At 71.6% G+C, this 16,502-nt stretch carries 15 protein-coding genes and 1 rRNA gene; 9 read left to right on the top strand and 7 right to left on the bottom strand.

Annotation, left to right across the window (positions count from 1 at the left end; translation table 11 throughout):
- The 4 genes from ABZ449_RS02460 to ABZ449_RS02445 all read right to left on the bottom strand — a co-directional run.
- A 16S ribosomal RNA gene (locus tag ABZ449_RS02460) occupies positions 1-87 on the bottom strand; the annotation flags it as partial.
- A gap of 422 nt (positions 88-509) precedes the next feature.
- Entirely contained in the window at positions 510-1,586 is a 1,077-nt protein-coding gene (locus tag ABZ449_RS02455; protein WP_360338837.1) for a low specificity L-threonine aldolase, read from the bottom strand.
- Positions 1,583-2,341, bottom strand: coding sequence for an SDR family NAD(P)-dependent oxidoreductase (locus ABZ449_RS02450; RefSeq protein WP_360338722.1), 759 nt, complete (start codon positions 2,339-2,341; stop codon positions 1,583-1,585). Before ABZ449_RS02450 ends, ABZ449_RS02455 begins: the two co-directional genes overlap by 4 nt.
- On the bottom strand, positions 2,338-3,738 hold the full coding sequence (locus ABZ449_RS02445) for a DUF6421 family protein (protein WP_360338720.1): 1,401 nt from the start codon (positions 3,736-3,738) through the stop codon (positions 2,338-2,340). The genes ABZ449_RS02450 and ABZ449_RS02445 overlap by 4 nt, the downstream gene beginning before the upstream one ends.
- Before the next feature lie 529 nt (positions 3,739-4,267).
- Here ABZ449_RS02445 and ABZ449_RS02440 point away from each other — a divergent pair.
- From ABZ449_RS02440 to ABZ449_RS02420, 5 genes are all read left to right on the top strand, one after another.
- The gene (locus tag ABZ449_RS02440) at positions 4,268-5,146 is read left to right on the top strand and encodes an ABC transporter substrate-binding protein (RefSeq protein WP_360338717.1); all 879 of its coding nucleotides are present in this window, start codon (positions 4,268-4,270) and stop codon (positions 5,144-5,146) included.
- Positions 5,147-5,340: 194 nt separating this feature from the next.
- On the top strand, positions 5,341-6,219 hold the full coding sequence (locus ABZ449_RS02435) for an amino acid ABC transporter permease (protein ID WP_360338714.1): 879 nt from the start codon (positions 5,341-5,343) through the stop codon (positions 6,217-6,219).
- Positions 6,216-6,974, top strand: a complete 759-nt coding sequence (locus tag ABZ449_RS02430) for an amino acid ABC transporter ATP-binding protein (protein ID WP_360338711.1) — start codon at positions 6,216-6,218, stop codon at positions 6,972-6,974. Before ABZ449_RS02435 ends, ABZ449_RS02430 begins: the two co-directional genes overlap by 4 nt.
- Positions 6,975-7,321: 347 nt before the next feature.
- On the top strand, positions 7,322-7,882 hold the full coding sequence (locus tag ABZ449_RS02425; protein ID WP_360338708.1) for a DUF5134 domain-containing protein: 561 nt from the start codon (positions 7,322-7,324) through the stop codon (positions 7,880-7,882).
- 152 nt (positions 7,883-8,034) lie between these two features.
- Positions 8,035-8,982, top strand: coding sequence for a M56 family metallopeptidase (locus ABZ449_RS02420; protein ID WP_360338705.1), 948 nt, complete (start codon positions 8,035-8,037; stop codon positions 8,980-8,982).
- 75 nt (positions 8,983-9,057) lie between these two features.
- Here the strand turns inward: ABZ449_RS02420 and ABZ449_RS02415 are convergent, their stop codons facing one another.
- Positions 9,058-9,492, bottom strand: a complete 435-nt coding sequence (locus ABZ449_RS02415) for a MarR family transcriptional regulator (RefSeq protein ID WP_360338702.1) — start codon at positions 9,490-9,492, stop codon at positions 9,058-9,060.
- Positions 9,493-9,579: 87 nt separating this feature from the next.
- Between ABZ449_RS02415 and ABZ449_RS02410 the strand changes: the two genes are divergently transcribed.
- Both ABZ449_RS02410 and ABZ449_RS02405 read left to right on the top strand, forming a co-directional pair.
- Positions 9,580-11,094, top strand: a complete 1,515-nt coding sequence (locus tag ABZ449_RS02410; RefSeq protein WP_360338699.1) for an MFS transporter — start codon at positions 9,580-9,582, stop codon at positions 11,092-11,094.
- A gap of 228 nt (positions 11,095-11,322) precedes the next feature.
- The gene (locus ABZ449_RS02405) at positions 11,323-11,928 is read left to right on the top strand and encodes a TetR family transcriptional regulator (protein ID WP_360338696.1); all 606 of its coding nucleotides are present in this window, start codon (positions 11,323-11,325) and stop codon (positions 11,926-11,928) included.
- Between the two features lie 79 nt (positions 11,929-12,007).
- Here ABZ449_RS02405 and ABZ449_RS02400 read toward each other — a convergent pair whose 3' ends face one another.
- Positions 12,008-12,874 carry a helix-turn-helix transcriptional regulator gene (locus ABZ449_RS02400; RefSeq protein WP_188297256.1) on the bottom strand — a complete coding sequence of 289 codons (867 nt, stop codon included), beginning with the start codon at positions 12,872-12,874 and terminating at the stop codon, positions 12,008-12,010.
- A 418-nt stretch (positions 12,875-13,292) separates the two neighbouring features.
- On the opposite strand from ABZ449_RS02400, the gene ABZ449_RS02395 reads away from it, so the two are divergent.
- Positions 13,293-13,868 (top strand): ATP-binding protein, encoded by a 576-nt coding sequence (locus ABZ449_RS02395; protein WP_360338693.1) that lies wholly within the window; start codon positions 13,293-13,295, stop codon positions 13,866-13,868.
- 378 nt (positions 13,869-14,246) lie between these two features.
- On the opposite strand, the gene ABZ449_RS02390 is transcribed toward ABZ449_RS02395, so the two are convergent.
- Entirely contained in the window at positions 14,247-14,510 is a 264-nt protein-coding gene (locus ABZ449_RS02390; RefSeq protein WP_097235176.1) for a DUF397 domain-containing protein, read from the bottom strand.
- A gap of 592 nt (positions 14,511-15,102) precedes the next feature.
- Here ABZ449_RS02390 and ABZ449_RS02385 point away from each other — a divergent pair.
- Positions 15,103-16,056 carry a hypothetical protein gene (locus ABZ449_RS02385; RefSeq protein WP_360338690.1) on the top strand — a complete coding sequence of 318 codons (954 nt, stop codon included), beginning with the start codon at positions 15,103-15,105 and terminating at the stop codon, positions 16,054-16,056.
- Positions 16,057-16,502: the final 446 nt, after the last annotated feature.

Raw genomic sequence — 16,502 nt, 5'->3', positions numbered from 1 at the left:
CCACCCCGAAGGGCTTCACCGTTCGACTTGCATGTGTTAAGCACGCCGCCAGCGTTCGTCCTGAGCCAGGATCAAACTCTCCGTGAATGTTTACCGGTAATCCGGTTCACACCCGCGTTGAGCGGCACGGCAACCACCGGAATAGGGCGGCCCCGCGCACTGCGTCCTCGCTAGTGTTATTTCAAAAGGAATCTCCAACCCCAGAAGATCTGAGGCCGGGGATGTCAACATATCTGGCGTTGACTTTTGGCACGCTGTTGAGTTCTCAAGGAACGGACGCTTCCTTCGGACCGCCTTCCAGCGGACCCTCCGGGCTTCGTTCTTTCGTGTTTCCAGCTTATCAGATGTTTTCCGCTCCGTTTTCCGGAGTTTCATTCATCGGATTCGCTTTCCGCTTTGTCGCCCCGGTCTCCCGCGGCGACTCCGGAACTGTACGGGCACCGGCCCGCCACATGCAAATCGTCCCGCCCCGCTGGTGCGGGACGGGACGATCCGTTGTCCGAGCGCCGTCAGGCGCGGCCCATCTCCTCGGCGATGGCCGCCGCGAAGGCGTCGATGTCGGCCTCCGTGGTATCGAAGGCGCACATCCAGCGGACCTCGCCGGTGTGCTCGTTCCAGAAGTAGAAGCGGTAGCGCTTCTGGAGCCGCTCGCTCACCTCTCGCGGAAGGATCGCGAACACCGCGTTCGCCTGGACCGGACGGACCACCTCGACGCCGTCGATCTTCCGGACCGCGGCCTCCAGGCGGCTGGCCATCGCGTTGGCGTGGCCGGCGTTGCGGAGGTAGAGGTCACCGGAGAGCAGCGCCTCGAACTGGACCGACACGAAGCGCATCTTCGAGGCGAGCTGCATGGAGGTCTTGCGCAGGTACTTGATGTTGCGCACGCGCTCCGGGTTGAGCACCACCACGACCTCGCCGAACAGCAGGCCGTTCTTCGTCCCGCCGAAGGAGAGCACGTCGACGCCCACGTCGGTGGTGAAGGCGCGCAGCGGCAGGCCGAGCGAGGCGGCGGCGTTGGCCAGGCGGGAGCCGTCCACGTGGACGAGCATGCCCAGCTGGTGGGCGTGCTCGGTGATCGCGCGGATCTCCTCGGCGGTGTAGAGGGTGCCGAGCTCGGTGCTCTGGGTGATGGAGACCGCGAGCGGCTGCGCGCGGTGCTCGTCGCCGAAGCCCCAGGCCTGCTGGTCGAGCAGCTCGGGGGTGAGCTTGCCGTCCGGGGTGGGGACGGTGAGCAGCTTGATGCCGCCCATCTTCTCCGGGGCGCCGCCCTCGTCCACGTGGATGTGGGCGGACTCGGCGCAGACCACCGCGCCCCAGCGCGGGAGCAGCGACTGGAGGGCGACCACGTTGGCGCCGGTGCCGTTGAAGACGGGGTAGGCCTCGGCCTTCTCGCCGAAGTGGCGGCGGAAGACGTCCTGGAGGTGGGCCGTGTAGTCGTCCTCGCCGTAGGCGATCTGGTGACCGCCGTTGGCGAGGGCTATCGCGGCGAGGACCTCCGGGTGCACGCCGGCGTAGTTGTCGCTGGCGAAGCCGCGGACGGCGGGGTCGTGCCGCCGTACCGCGTCCGTACGGGTGAGGTCGGTCATCGGGCTGTCAGCCACAGGTGCTGTCCGTTCAGTTCTGCTGCGGGGCGGTCCCAGAGGCCCGCCAGGTGTCCGGCGAGGTCGGCGGTGTCCGTGAAGCCGGCGAACTTCGCCTCCGGCTTCTCGGCCCGCATTTCGGGGCTGACCAGCGCCTTGATGACCAGGATCGCAGCTGCCGCGGTGGGCTCGCCGTCGGGGTCGGTGGTCTCCTTCTTGAAGGAGTCCGCCATGGCGAGGGTCCACGCCTCGGTGGCGGCCTTGGCGGCCGCGTAGGCGGCGCCGCCGGCGGTGGGGTTGTGCGCGGCCGCGGCGGAGATCATCGCGTAGCGGCCGGCGGGGCTGCGGACCAGCGCGGGCTGGAAGGCCAGCGAGGTGTGCTGGAGGGTGCGCACGACGGTGTCGTGCAGGAAGTCCCAGTCGTCCAGCCGGGTGTCGAAGAAGGTCTTGCTGCCGCGCCAGCCGCCGACCAGGTGGAACAGGCCGTCGACGTGGCCGTGCTCCGACTCCAGGTGGTCGGCCCAGTCGTGGACCTCCTGCGGGTCGAGCAGGTCGATCACCTGGCCGCTGACCTTGGCTCCGCGGACGGCCACCCGGGTGGCGTCCAGTGCGGACTCCAGTCGCTGGGCGTCGATGTCGGCGCCGATCACGGTGGCACCGTCGGCGGTGAGGCGGCGCAGCACGGCGCGGCCGGCCGGGCCGCTGGCTCCGGCGACGGCGATGACCTTGCCGGCCAGCGGTGCGTTGGTGGAGGTGGTCACGCGGCTGCTCCCTGGATCCCGGCGCCGGTGATGCCGGCGGTGGCGGCGATGACGCTGCTCAGCTTCTTGTTGAGGGCCTCGTAGAACATGCTCAGCGGGAACTCGTCCGGGAGCACGGCGTCGCACAGGGCCTTGTTGAGGGCCTTGCCGTCGGTGATGTCGAGCGGCAGCGCCTCGGAACCCTTCGCCCAGGTGGAGGCCGGGTGCGGGGTGAGGTAGCGGGAGACCAGCTCGTAGGCGGCGATCCAGTGGGCCGGCTTCGGCCGGTCGATGCCGTCGCGGTAGAGGGTCTCGATCTCGGCGCAGAGCTCGTTGGTGACCTGCGGGGCGCGCTCCCAGTCGATGGTGAGGCGGTTGTCGCGCCAGTGCAGCGCGTCGTGCTTGTGCAGGTAGGCGAAGAGCAGCTGGCCGCCGAGGCCGTCGTAGTTGCGCACCCGGTCGCCGGAGACCGGGAAGCGGAACAGGCGGTCGAAGAGGATCGCGTACTGGACGTCGCGGGCGTGCGGGTTGCCCTCGGTCTCCAGCTTCACCGCCTCCTTGAAGGTGGTGAGGTCGCAGCGGAGCTCCTCCAGGCCGTACATCCAGAACGGACTGCGCTGCTTGATCATGAAGGGGTCGAACGGCAGGTCGCCGTGGCTGTGGGTGCGGTCGTGGACCAGGTCCCACAGGACGAAGGTCTCCTGCGCGCGCTGCTGGTCCTGGAGCAGGCCCTCGGCGTCGGCGGGGATCTCCAGGCCGAGCTGCTGGACGGCGCTGGTGGAGACGGCGCGGAAGCGGGCGGCCTCGCGGTCGCAGAAGATGCCGCCCCAGGTGAAACGTTCCGGCGCCTTGCGCACGGCGACCGTCTCGGGGAAGAGCACGGCGGAGTTGGTGTCGTATCCGGCGGTGAAGTCCGTGAAGGTGATCGGCACGAACATCGGGTTGTCGAAGCGGGTGCGCTCCAGCTCGGCCAGCCAGTCGGGCCACACGACGCTCAGCAGGACGGCTTCCAGGTTGCGGTCCGGGTTGCCGTTCTGGGTGTACATCGGGAAGACCACCAGGTGCTCCAGCCCGTCCTCGCGCTGGTCGGCGGGGTGGAAGGCGAGCAGCGAGTCCAGGAAGTCGGGCTCGCGGTAGCCGGTGTCGGCCCACTTGGCGAGGTCCGCGTCGACGGCGGCCAGGTAGGCGGCGTCGTGCGGGAAGTTCGGAGCGAGCTCCTCGATGGCGGCGCGGACGGTGGCGACCAGCGGGTCGACCGTGTGCCGCTGGACGGCGGCCAGGTCGATCGAGCCGTCCTTGGACTGGAGCGGGCGCAGCGTCTCGACGGCCTCCTTCAGGCGCAGCCAGGCCGGGTGGCCGGCGAGGGTCGAGACCGGGGCGTCGGCCGCCACAGCGAGCCTTGGCGAAAGATTCTGCATCGTGGACTCACTTCGACAGGAGTTATTTCAACGAGGACACCATAAGTACGAAAGGTTCTCCCGTTCAAGAGGGCTCGGACCGGCAAAGCTCCGGCGCACCGCCGCCGCGACGCGCGAACCTTCGGCGGGAAGCGGGTTGTCCGACATGTGGACAGTGATCTGGATGTTCTGGACAGATGCCCTGTTCTGATGCGAACCTCCCCGCATGTTCCCGGCGGTGATCACGGTGGCCGAACGCCACGACGGCCCCTTCCGGGCGCCCTCCCGTCGGTACGTCTGCCGTCACCGTCGCGCGCCCGGCCGCCGCTGCCGCTGTCGCCGCTGCTGTTGACCGGCCTGCCGCCGACCCGGCTTCCGCCGGTCCGGCCCGGGGGGTGCCGCGGACGCGAGCCCGTACGCCGACCATGCCGTGTGTGTTCCGGCGCCGCCACCGGGGGGAAGTGACCCGCCGGGATGCGGGCCGCCCGTCGCGCCATCCCGTGCCCCTCCTCGTTCTCCTGTCCCGCCGGTCCTTCCCTGGAGCCCCGTCATGACCCTCCGCAAGCCGTCCGCCGTACTGCCCCTCGCCGCGCTGGTCGCCGCCGCGGCCGTGCTGACCGCCTGCGCGCCGCAGGACTCGAAGTCCGACGCCGCCTCGGGCGCGGCCGGGTCGGCGGCGGGCTGCGCGCCGGGGGCGCTGGCCACGCGCACCAACGGGACGCTGACCGTCGGCACCGACAAGCCCGCGTACGACCCGTGGTTCTCCGAGGACAAGCCGGAGAACGGCAAGGGCTTCGAGTCCGCGGTGGCCTACGCGGTCGCCGAGAAGCTCGGCTACCCGAAGGAGAAGGTCAGCTGGGTGGTCGCGCCGTTCAACAAGGCGACCTCTCCGGGCGCCAAGGACTTCGACTTCGACATCAACCAGGTGTCCATCAGCGACGAGCGCAAGCAGGCGGTGGACTTCTCCTCCGGCTACTACGACGTGCGCCAGACCGTCATCGCACTGAAGAACTCCAAGGCGGCGGGCGCCAGGAGCATCGCCGACCTCAAGGGCACCAAGCTCGGCGCACAGGTCGGCACCACGAGCCTGGACACCATCACCAACACCATCAAGCCGAGCACCCAGCCGGCCGTCTTCGACTCCAACGACCTGGCCAAGGCCGCGTTGAAGAACGGACAGATCGAGGCCCTGGTGGTGGACCTGCCGACCGCCTTCTACATCACCGGCGCCGAGGTGCCGGAGGCCCAGGTGGTCGGCCAGTTCGAGGCGGCCGCGCAGGCCGAGCAGTTCGGCCTGGTGCTGGACAAGGGCTCCAAGCTGACCGGCTGCGTCTCCCAGGCCGTGGACGCGCTGCGCGCCGACGGCACGCTGGCGAAGCTGGAGAAGCAGTGGCTGTCCGACGCCGTCTCGGCACCGGTGCTGAAGTGAGCGCTGATCTGAGCCCCGGAGCGGGCGCGGAGGCCTCGGGCGCGGCCGGGTCGGCCGCGGGTCCGGCTACGGGTCCGGCTACGGGTCCGGCCGCGGGCTCGGCTACCGGTTCGGCGGAGCTCACCAAGGCGCCGGCTGCGCGCACCGGATCGCCGGCCGGGGAGCCGGGGGCCGGGTCGGCCACGGACCCGGTGGTGAGGTCCGCGGTGAAGCCGACGGCGGAGGACGACTACCGCCCGTCCGAGCGGCGGCTGGCACACGAGGCGTACCGGCGTTCCCGGGCCCGCCGCTCGGCGCTGATCGCCACCGCGTCGACCCTGGCCACGGCCGTCGCGCTCTACCTCCTGGTCGTCAACTCCCCCGGGTGGGAGGTGACTCGGCGGACCTTCTTCAACCTCGACTACGCCCGTCAGGCGCTGCCCGAGGTACTGAGGGGACTGCGGCTGAACCTGGAGCTGATGCTCGGCTGCGGCGCGCTGATCCTGCTGTTCGGGTTGCTGCTGGCGGTGCTGCGGACGCTGCGCGGGCCGGTCTTCCTGCCGGTACGGCTGTTGGCCACCGCGTACGTGGACTTCTTCCTCGGGCTGCCGATGATCATCTGCCTGCTGGTGATGATCACCGGAGTGCCGGCGCTGCGGCTGACCGGGGTCACCACCGATCCGCTGCTGCTGGGCGGGGCCGCGCTGGTGCTGACGTACTCGGCGTACGTGTCGGAGGTGTTCCGCTCCGGCATCGAGTCGGTGCACCCGAGCCAGCGGGCCGCGGCGCGGTCGCTGGGGCTGAGCAACGCGCAGGCGATGCGGTACGTGGTGCTGCCGCAGGCCGTCCGCCGGGTGGTGCCGCCGCTGCTCAACAACCTGGTGAGCCTCCAGAAGGACACCGGGCTGGTCTCGATCGGCGGCGCGATCGACGCGGTGTACGCGGCGAAGATCATCGCGGCCCGATCCTTCAACTTCACGCCGTACCTCGTGGCGGGGCTGGTGTTCATCGTGCTGACCATTCCGCTGACCAGGTTCGCCGACTGGCTGACCACCCGGACGAACCGTCGCCGGCTCCAGGGAGGTGCGGTGTGACGTCGAGCGACGTGCTCAGGCTGGAATCGGTGCGCAAGACCTTCGGCGGCCAGGCGGTGCTGCGCGACGTGGACCTCGCGGTGGCCGAGCACTCGGTGACGGCGCTGATCGGGGCGTCCGGCTCCGGCAAGTCCACGCTGATGCGCTGCGTCAACCTGCTGGAGGGAATCGACGACGGGGCGATCTTCCTGGACGGCGAGGAGATCACCGATCCGCGCGCGGACGAGGACGCCGTGCGGCGCCGGATCGGCGTGGTGTTCCAGTCGTACAACCTGTTCCCGCATCTGACGGTGCTGGAGAACATCACGCTGGCCCCCCGCCGGGTGCACCGGGTCGCCCGGGCCGAGGCCCAGGCCCGGGCCCTGGAGCTGCTCGACCGGCTCGGGCTGGCTTCCAAGGCGAAGGAGTACCCGGACCGGCTCTCCGGCGGGCAGCAGCAGCGGGTCGCCATCGTGCGAGCGCTGGCCACCGGACCGCGGCTGCTGCTCCTGGACGAGATCACCGCGGCGCTCGACCCGGTGCTGGTCGGCGAGGTGCTGTCGGTGGTGCGGGACCTCAAGGAGCAGGGGATGACGATGGTCCTCTCCACCCACGAGATGGGCTTCGCCCGGGAGGTCGCCGACCAGGTCTGTTTCCTGGACGGCGGGGTGGTGCTCGAACAGGGGCCGCCGGAGCAGGTGTTCGGCGATCCACAGGAGGAGCGGACGCGGCAGTTCCTCAGCCGGGTGGTCGCCTCGGGGCGGCTCCAGGGCTGAGCGCCCCCTCGTCGGCGAAGGAGCGGGCGAGCGGCCGCCCCGGGCCGGGGGTGCAACCGGGCGTGCGACGGGTACGCGACGGGTGTGCGGCCAGGGCTTTCGCAACGACGGACACAACCGTGCGCCCCCGTACGCGCCCTGGCCTCGGCCGAGCGGGTGCGGTGATCGTGGACCGGACGTCCGTCGCCGCGCACGGGGGTCGGCGAGCAGGCGAACAGAGGACAGCTGACGGACAACGGATGACAGCCGACAGATTTCATCATCTGTTCGCCGTCATCCGTTCGCCGACCGCTGTTCGCTGTCACCTGTTAGCCGCCCCGGCGCCCACCGCCCCCGGGAGGCCGCCGTTGCACGGACCCGCCCTGGTCAACTGGCTCCTCGCCCTCCTCGCCGCCGGCGCCGGCACCTCCTGCCTGGTCCGGCTGCGCCGCTCCCCCTGCGCCGGCACGCCGGGTGGCGCGCACCGGGTGCTCAGTCGCGAGTCCGACGCCGCCGAGGCCCTGATGGGGCTGGGCATGGCCGTGATGGCCGTCACCGGCGCCACCGTCCCGCCCGCCGTCTGGGCCGGACTCTTCGGCCTCCCCGCCGCCGCCTTCCTGCTCGCCGCCGCCCACGCCCCGAACGGCCGGGCACACCGGCTGCACCACGCGGTCGGCGCGCTCGCCATGACGTACATGGCCCTCGCGATGACGGCCGCCTCCGGCCACGCGCACCACCGAGCCGCCGCGCTGGGCCTTCCGCTGCTGACCGGGGCGCTCCTCCTCTACTTCGCCGCGTACACCGTCTGGACCGGCAGCCGGCTGCTGCGCACTCCGGCGGGCACCCTCGCGCTCGGCACCGCCGGACTGCCGCAGGCCTGCCGACTGACCATGGGCATCGGCATGTTCGCCATGCTCCTGACCATGTGACGACCGCGGGGCACCCGCCCGTCACCCCAAAGCCCCCGTCCGAGCGTGGCGTTGGTCACTGGCCGGTCGAAGCCGTTCCACCGGGCGTCGCCAGCGCATAGGTTGGCAGGGAGCGCGTTGTCGCGTTCCGTGCGTACTCGGGGAGCCCATCGATGCCTGCCCTGATCGGCCTGCTGCTGCTCGGACTGCTGCTCTCGACCGTCGCGCCCCGGCTGCTGGCCCGGGCCCGCTGGGCGGAGCGCGAACCCGTGCTGGCACTGCTGGTGTGGCAGTGCCTGGTGGTGGCCGTTCTGCTCTGCTGCGCGCTGGCCCTCCTCCTCGCCGCCTCCGCTGCCCTGCCGGAGCTGCGCTCGCTGGTGTTCTCGGGCGCGCCGCACGGCGTGGAAGCGGCGTACGGCCTCCAGGGCGCCGAGGGCTGGGGCCGACTGTGCGCCGGGGTGCTCGCAGCGGGCGGGCTGCAGACGGTGCTGGCGCTGACCCGCGAGGTCCGCACGGCGAAGGCGGTGCGCAATCGCCGGCACGCCCAACTGGCCGACCGCGCCCCTGAGTTGCCGGACAGCATCGAGACCGCCCGGAGCCGCCGGGAGCGACTGGTGGTGCTGGAGAACGTCCGCCCGGAGGCGTGGTCGCTGCCCGGCCCGGACTCCCGGCTGGTGGTCACCACCGGCGCCCTCCAGCAGCTGACCGACCGGGAGCTGGCGGCCGTGCTGAGCCACGAGCGCGGTCACGTCCGGGCCCGGCACCACTGGCTCCAGCAGTTCGCCCAGGCGCTCGCCTCGGGCTTCCCCGGGGTCGGCGTGTTCAGCGCCTTCCGGGACCAGGTGGCAGAGCTCGTCGAACTGGCCGCCGACGACCGGGCCGCCCGTCGGCACGGCCGGCACACCACCGCCCTCGCGCTGGCCGAACTGAACCTGGACCGCGGGGTGTTCGGCTCCTGCCCGCCCGGCCTGGCGCAGTCCCCGAAGCGAGTGGACCGACTGCTCGCGGGCCGCCCGCGACTCTCCGTCCCGCACCGGCTGCGGCTCACCGTCGCGGCGCTCGCCGCGCCCGCCGTGGTCGTCCTGCTGGCCGCCGCGCCGGGGCTGCACTCACTGCTGTGAGGTCAACCTCATGCCAGGGCCGCACTCGCTGCCGCGAGGCCGACCCCGCACCGGTGCAGCACTTCTGACGGCACGTCAGCCGGAGGTTGATCCACAGGCCGGGCCGAGCCCCTCCCCGAGGGTCAGCTCCAGCACCTGGCGGTGCAGCGGCCTGGCCTGCTCGTAGCGCTCCCGGCCGGCCTCCGTGAGGGTGAGCAGGACGCCCCGACGGTCGCTCTCGCACATCGCCCGGGTGACCAGCCCGGCCTTCTCCAGGCGGGCGATCAGCCGGGAGAGCGCGCTCTGGCTCAGATGGACGGTGTGGGCCAGCCCGCTCACCCGCACCGCCTGGCCCCCGCCACCCCCACAGTCCTCGACGAGACGCTCCAGCACCTCGAACTCGCTCATGCCCAGCCCGAAGCGCTCGCCCAGCTCGCGGTCGAGCATGCAGGCCGCGGCGGCATGCCGGGCCAACAGCTCGCGCCACTGCGCGACGAGACCGGCCTCCGCCGGGGAGTCGAGTTCAGCCACGCCGCCACCCTAGCACATGCATCAGCAATTATTGCGTTCACATTTAATTCTCTTGCATTGAATGCATGTGCATGTACTGTCCTCCCCATGACCACCGCGACCGTCATGTCACCCGACGCCCCGTCAACCAGCGGGCCGCACTGGACCCCCCGCCTCTGGGGCACCCTGATCGTGCTCTGCGCCGCCATGTTCCTGGACGCCCTGGACGTCTCCATGGTGGGCGTCGCCCTTCCGTCCATCGGCTCCGAGCTGCATCTGTCCACCTCCACCCTGCAGTGGGTGGTCTCCGGCTACGTGCTCGGCTACGGCGGCCTGCTGCTGCTCGGCGGACGCGCCGCCGACCTGCTCGGCCGCCGCCGGGTGTTCCTGGTGGCCCTGGGCGCCTTCGCCGCCGCCTCGCTGGTCGGCGGCCTGGTCGACGACGGCGGCCTGCTCATCGCGGCCCGCTTCCTCAAGGGCGTCAGCGCCGCCTTCACCGCCCCGGCCGGCCTGTCGATCATCACCACGACCTTCGCGGAGGGCCCCGCCCGCAACCGCGCGCTGTCGATCTACACCACCTGCGCCGCCAGCGGCTTCTCGCTCGGCCTGGTGCTCAGTGGTCTGCTCACCTCGGTCGGCTGGCGCTGGACCTTCCTGATGCCCGTCCCGGTCGCGCTGCTCGCCCTGGTCTTCGCCGTCCGCCTGCTCCCCCGCCCCGTCGAGGAGCGCGCCCAGGGCGGCTACGACGTCCTGGGTGCGATCACCGGCACGGCGACCGTCCTGCTGCTGGTCTTCACCGTCACCGAGGCCCAGGGCGCCGGCTGGCTGAGCCCGCGCACCCTCGGCTCGCTGCTGGTCGTCGCGGCGCTGGCCGCCGCCTTCGTACGGGTGGAGAGCCGCACCGCGCACCCGCTGGTCCGGCTCGGCATCTTCCGCAACGGCTCCGTCGCCCGGGCCAACCTGGTCGCCTTCGCGATGACCGGCGCGTACGGCGGATTCCAGTTCGTGGTCACCCTCTACCTCCAGCACCTGCTCGGCTGGTCGGCCCTGGAGATGGCCCTCGGGCTGCTCCCCGCCGCGGCCCTCATCGCGCTCTCGGCACCGTTCATGGGCCCGATCGTGGACCGCTTCGGCACCGGGCGGCTGCTGCCGATCGGCCTGGTGTCGCTGGTCGCCGCCTTCGCGCTGTTCCTGCGGCTGGACGAGCACAGCTCGTACCCGGGCCTGGTGCTGCCCTCGATGCTGCTGCTCGGCGTGGGCTTCGCGTTCGCCTTCCCCTCGGTGAACATCGCCGCCACCGACGGCGTGGCCGACGAGGAGCAGGGTCTGGCCTCGGGCCTGGTGAACACCGCCATCCAGGTCGGCACCGCGGTGGTCCTCGCCGGAGCGACCGCGATGATCACGGCCGGCAGCGCGGGCGGCGACAGCCCGCAGGCCCAGCTGGACGGCTACCGGCCGGCGCTGGTGTTCGTCACGGTGGTCGCGGTGGCCGGCCTGGTGGTCGCGGCGGTGGGCGCCCTGGTGGACCGGCGCCGCAAGGCGGCTCCCGCGCCCGTGCCGGATTATGATGATCCGTCAGTCGGGTCGGCCGCAGCCCGGACCGAAGTCCTGACCGAGCACTGACCCCGGGCCCCGCCCGCGACCGGCCTCCGGGCCGTCGGGCCATGGCGCCGGCTCCACCAAACCCCCGTGTCGGTGGAGCCGGCCGTCTTCGTGGCAGCCGCCCGGGCAGCGCCCGTCGGGGCACGGTACCCCGGTGCGGCTGTCGGCTCCACAAGTATATTGGCCCGCAGCCAACGAACGTTCGGAGCAGACACGATGACACCTCGCGGGGATTCGGTCAATGAGGAGATGCGGCAGCGCTCCCGCCGGCGGATCATGCGGGCCACCGTCGAGCTCGTTGACCAGCACGGTTACGCGGGCACCACGCTGACGGACATCGCCGAGCGGGCCGGCCTCGCCCGCGGGCTGCTCTCCTACTACTTCGACGGCAAACGGCTGCTGATGCAGTCCGCGACGCACCGGATGATGCACCAGTCGCTCGCCGACGCGCTGGCGGAACTGGCACCCGGCGCCTCCCCCGAAGCCCGACTGGCCGGGGCGATCGACACGGTGCTCGGCCTGGCGATGGACCACCCCCGGGTGATGCGCTCGCACCTGGCGCTGATCCTCGACCCCGACACCGGCGCCTTCGTCCAGGACCCCGAGCAGCAACAGCTCGGCGCCCTCCTCCAGGGACTGCTGCGGGACTGGGGCGCGCCCGACCCGGTCGCCGAGCACGCGGTGCTGCGCAGTGCGCTGATGGGCGGCTGCATCGGGGTGCTGCTGCCGGGCGCCGAGAGCCCGCTGGCCCCGATCCGGGCCGACCTCTTCCGCCGCTACGACCTCGCCTGGGAACTCGGCCGCCCGCCGCAGCCCTTCCCGCCGGAACGCGAACGGCCGCCGGCCCGCGACTGACGGCGGGTGGGCGGCCTGGCGACCGGCTGGACGGGGGCCTCGCGAGGGAGGGAGCTCACAGGCCCCGGACGGCAGCGGCTCAGCGTTCCTTCAGGATCGAGGCGAGCAGGTCGATCGTGCGTTCCGGCGTGAGGCTGTCCACGCAGAGCCGCTCCATGACCTGGATGTAGGCGTCGACGTCGTCGCGCTTGTCCAGGTAGAGCGCGCTGGTGAGCTGCTCCAGGTAGACCACGTCCGCGAGGTCCTGCTCCGGGAAGCGCAGGATCGTGAACGCCCCGGACTCGCCCGCGTGCGCGCCGAACCGGAACGGCATGACCTGGATCACCACGTTGGCCTGCTCGGCGACGTCGATCAGGTACTGCACCTGACCGCGCATCACCTTGGGCCCGCCGACCGGCCGGCGCAGCGCCGCCTCGTCGATGACCGCCCACAGGCGCGGGCTGGCGCCCTCGGCCAGCAGCTTCTGGCGGCGCAGCCGGAGGCTGACCCGCCGCTCGACCTCCTCCTCGCTGATGACCGGCCGACTCTGGCCGAAAACCGCCCGTGCGTACTCCTCGGACTGGAGCAGCCCGGGGATGAACTGCACCTCGTAGGTGCGGATCAGCTGGGCGGCCTCCTCCAGGCCGACGTAGGTCTGGAACCAGCCCGGCAGCACGTCGTTGAAGCTGTGCCACCAGCCGGACTTGTTGGCCTCGCGGACCAGGCCGAGCAGGGCTTCCCGCTCGATGCCGTCGTCCACGCCGTACAGACTGAGCAGGTCGGCCACGTCGCGCTCCTTGAAGCTGACGCGGCCGAGTTCCATGCGGCTGATCTTGGACTCGGAGGCCCGGATCGCGTAGCCCGCGTCCTCGCGGGTGATGCCGCGCGCCTCGCGCAGACGGCGCAACTGCGAGCCGAGGAGGATCCGGCGGACCATCGAGCCGCCGCCCGGCTGAACTGTGGTCATGCGGTCGAAACCTCCACCTAGGGCAAACAGCGCACAGTCTGCCATCAGTTGAGCGCTCACGGTGCCGATACTGACGGATGTTCCTATCAGTTCCGCACTCTACGCACCAGGATGCACGTGCATTCGGCGCTTGCATATGCCAATAGTGCGACTGCACGTGAATCGACTCTTGCATCTGCAGTGAGCGCACACCACCATGGTGCACGTGCACCTGCACATCCCTGGCAATCCCGCGGGCTCCGCGTCGACCCCACGCGCGACTCCGTGCACCGACCCGACGACGTCCCCCGCGTCATCGGGCGTTCGAGTGCGCGCGCGCCTGGTCGAGGGGGCGGCCGAGCGGCCGAGCGAGTCGGAGGTGACCGGCATGACCCCGGCGGGTCCAGCCGTGTCCGCCCCCTTATGGGAGGAGCTCTTCATGAGCACCGGTACGGCTTTGGCGGTTGACCCCCTTGTGGTCACCTGTACGCTCGCTCCTCGCTTCGAAGCCGTCAGAACCGCGCGCGACTTCGCTCGGACGACGCTCCAGCGCTGGGGCCTGACGGAGCTGTTCGACGACGTCGCGCTGGTGGCCTCGGAACTCGTGACCAACGCGCTCCGGCATGCGATCGGCGCACGGCCCGACCCGTCGGGCGGCGCCCTGGGCGAGTACGACTTTCCCGTGCAGCCGACCCCGGAGGGCCGGCTTCCGATCCGAATAAGCCTGGTGCACCGCGCGCCCCAGGTGGTCTGCGCGGTGAGCGATCCGAGCAGCATCGGCCCGGTCGCCCGGGAGGCCGACTTCGTCGCCGAATCGGGCCGCGGGCTGCACCTGGTGGAGTCGTTCAGCCGCTCCTGGGGCTGGCACCCGCTGGGCAGCGGCAAGGTGGTCTGGGCGATGTTCGAGTCGGAGACGGTCGGCGGCTCCCCGCTGGACGGCCGCCCCGGACTCGGCGGCCGCTCACCGCTCGACGGCCCCGTCGACATCGGCGGACGGCATCGGCGCTCGGCCTAGGACGGGCCCCGCGCCCGGGAGGAGCCCCGCGCTCAGGACGGCACCGGCACCCGGGACGGAACCCGCGCCGGGCGGTGCGCGGCCGGTCGACGGAAGCCCCGGGACGAGCACACCCCGGGCCCTTCCACCCGGCCCCGCCGAGGACTCCCGGCGCCGCGGAACCGCGTCCGGCCCACGGCGGCCCGGCGGCCGGACGGATCAGGACCGGACGTCCGGAGAGCACGCCCGCGGAGCGGACACCTCCGGGGAGGCGACCTCCGGAACGGACGGCTCCGGCGGAGGGCCTCCGGCGAGGAGATCCCCGGAAGAGGGAAAGACAAAGGCCGTCGTGGTGTCGGCACCCACGACGGCCCCCCGATGATGGAGCACGGCGATCGGTCAGACCGCCAGGTGGTCGAACTCCCCGTCCTTGGCCCCCAGCAGCAGGGCGGCGATCTCGGCCCGGGTGTAGATGAGGGCCGGACCGTCCGGGAAGCGCGAGTTGCGCATCGCCACATCGCCGCCCGGCAGGGCCGCGAACTCGACGCAGTTGCCCTGGGAGTTGCTGTGCCGGCTCTTCTGCCAGACCACCCCCTGGAGATCGGCGGCGGCCATCCCGTTGTAGGTGTCGTACGAGCCGTGCGTGTCCTGCGAGTCGTGCATAGAAATCTCCCGAAGAGCTTCCGGAGTTGTCGTCCGGCGCGGCGCCCCCGGCACCGCCCAAACGAACGGACCGGCCCCGTACCGGTCCGGCACAACGCCTCACTTGACGCGATGATAGCCGCAGTGCACGTGCATCAGCACGGGACGTTGCAGGTGCAGGGCGCCTTTTGCGCGCAGTCGCGAACTCTTCACGGACCCTTCTCCTGACGGTACGTAAACGGACATAGCCGATGAATCGTCGGACTCGCGATAACCGGCCGTGAGCATCTCCCCGCTGAATGTTGATCTTCGAATGCCGGGAGTCGCACCCCCGTGACCCTCCGTCAAACCACCTTCATGCTGTGAGACATCTCACGCGCCCCAGGTGCAACGCCGGCCCCCTCGGTTCACGTCGTGACAATCGCCGGCGGTCCCGCGGGGGTTGGGCGCGGAATGTCCGGATTGTAGGCAAAGCGCCCGGACCGGCGCCGGAGACGCACCCGCTCCACGCCGAGTCCGCACGGTCTCCGCACCGGCTCCACGCCGCGACCGCGCCGAACCCGTACGGCAGCCGACTGCAAGCCGGACGGGCGGATGTCCTACGATCTCCGGCATGAGCACCGCAGCCATCCCGGGCGCGCCACTGCCCGTCCGCACTCCAGGCTCCCGTGCGCGGGGGCGCCATCGTCGTCCCGAGCGCCCCGAGATCCCGGCCGGCGCCCCGGCCCTGGTGCTCGCCGTGCCCGCGACCGCCGGGCCCGAGTCCCGCTCGGTCGTCGAGGAACTGCTCTCGATCGTCCGCACCGAACAGAACGGCGTCCAGACCGCGGTCGGCTACCTGCCCGGCGGCGAGAGTACGGGCGACGAGGACCGCACCGTGGCCGAGCTGCTGGCCGCGGCCGCCGAGGCCGGGCTGCCGATGCCCGTCCTGGTGCCGCTGGTACCCGGCCCGCACACCTTCCTGACCGGGCTTCACGCGCTCGCCGCCGAGTACGGCGCGCCCGTCACGGACCCGCTGGGCCCGCACCCGCTGCTGGCCGAGGGCGTGCACGTCCGGCTCTCCGAGGCCGGGCTGGCCCGGGCCGACCGCGCCCGGCTGTTCGCCATCGCGACCGCCGCGGACGGCGTGGTGCTGACCACCGTCGGCGGCGAGGACGCGGCCGCCGCGGCCGGCATCACCGGCGTGCTGCTGGCCGCCCGACTGGCCGTGCCGGTCGTCGCCGCCGCGCTGGACGTGCCCGGCTCGGTGGCCGCGGCCGTCAACCACCTCAGGGAGACCGGCTCGCAGCGTCCGGCGCTGGCCCCGCTGGTGATCGGCCCGGAGGCGGACTCCGAGCTGCTCGCCACCGCCGCCGAGGAGACCGGCTGTCCGTCGGCCGCGCCGCTGGGCTCGTACCCGTCGGTCGGCCAGCTGATCGCCTCCACCTACCTGGCGGCGCTCCCCGCACCCTCCGCGGAGGACCTGGCACGGGCCGAGGCGGAGGCGGCGGCCGCCGCCGAGGCCGAGGGCGTCATGGAGGGCGTTCGCGGTGCCCACGCGGCCTCCGAGGGGCCCGCGGGGCGATAGTCGACACCGCGCGCCGCTCGCGCGCACGGAAGGGCCCGGAACGGTTGGCGTTCCGGGCCCTTCCGTCGTGCTTCGCCCACCCGGGGCCGGCCCGTTCGGGAGTCGGATGCCAATGAAGCGGAATGTCCGTTCTGGCCCCTTTGGAAGGAAATAGGAAACGCGGCCGCGGGTGCTCGAATCACGGCCTCCGCCACGCCCGACGGGGCGCCCCGCTCCGCGATTCGACGCGCCGTCACGCCACTTCTGAAGCGATGCCAGTTGTGGACTTCCGCAACAGCGTTACCCGAAAATGATCATTTGCGATCATGAAGAACGGCAATTTTGGCAGCTTCCTCTAAACCGTGATGCGCATCACAGTGATTTGCAGTTTGAACTTTAGCCTGATTAACGTGCTCCCCGTTCGTGACCACACGAACCCGGTTCATCCGCAACGCCGAGTCCTGCCG

It is taken from the genome of Kitasatospora sp. NPDC005856, from assembly GCF_040629945.1.
Lineage (GTDB): Bacteria > Actinomycetota > Actinomycetes > Streptomycetales > Streptomycetaceae > Kitasatospora.
This window is presented reverse-complemented; position numbering and strand designations above follow the sequence as displayed.

Excerpts from the sequence above, each read along its gene's own strand:
- ABZ449_RS02455 (WP_360338837.1), bottom strand. The coding sequence starts at position 1,586 with ATGACCGACCTCACCCGTACGGACGCGGTACGGCGGCACGACCCCGCC.
- ABZ449_RS02445 (WP_360338720.1), bottom strand. The coding sequence starts at position 3,738 with ATGCAGAATCTTTCGCCAAGGCTCGCTGTGGCGGCCGACGCCCCGGTC.
- ABZ449_RS02440 (WP_360338717.1), top strand. The coding sequence starts at position 4,268 with ATGACCCTCCGCAAGCCGTCCGCCGTACTGCCCCTCGCCGCGCTGGTC.
- ABZ449_RS02420 (WP_360338705.1), top strand. The coding sequence starts at position 8,035 with ATGCCTGCCCTGATCGGCCTGCTGCTGCTCGGACTGCTGCTCTCGACC.
- ABZ449_RS02410 (WP_360338699.1), top strand. The coding sequence starts at position 9,580 with ATGACCACCGCGACCGTCATGTCACCCGACGCCCCGTCAACCAGCGGG.
- ABZ449_RS02405 (WP_360338696.1), top strand. The coding sequence starts at position 11,323 with ATGCGGCAGCGCTCCCGCCGGCGGATCATGCGGGCCACCGTCGAGCTC.
- ABZ449_RS02400 (WP_188297256.1), bottom strand. The coding sequence starts at position 12,874 with ATGACCACAGTTCAGCCGGGCGGCGGCTCGATGGTCCGCCGGATCCTC.
- ABZ449_RS02395 (WP_360338693.1), top strand. The coding sequence starts at position 13,293 with ATGAGCACCGGTACGGCTTTGGCGGTTGACCCCCTTGTGGTCACCTGT.
- ABZ449_RS02390 (WP_097235176.1), bottom strand. The coding sequence starts at position 14,510 with ATGCACGACTCGCAGGACACGCACGGCTCGTACGACACCTACAACGGG.
- ABZ449_RS02385 (WP_360338690.1), top strand. The coding sequence starts at position 15,103 with ATGAGCACCGCAGCCATCCCGGGCGCGCCACTGCCCGTCCGCACTCCA.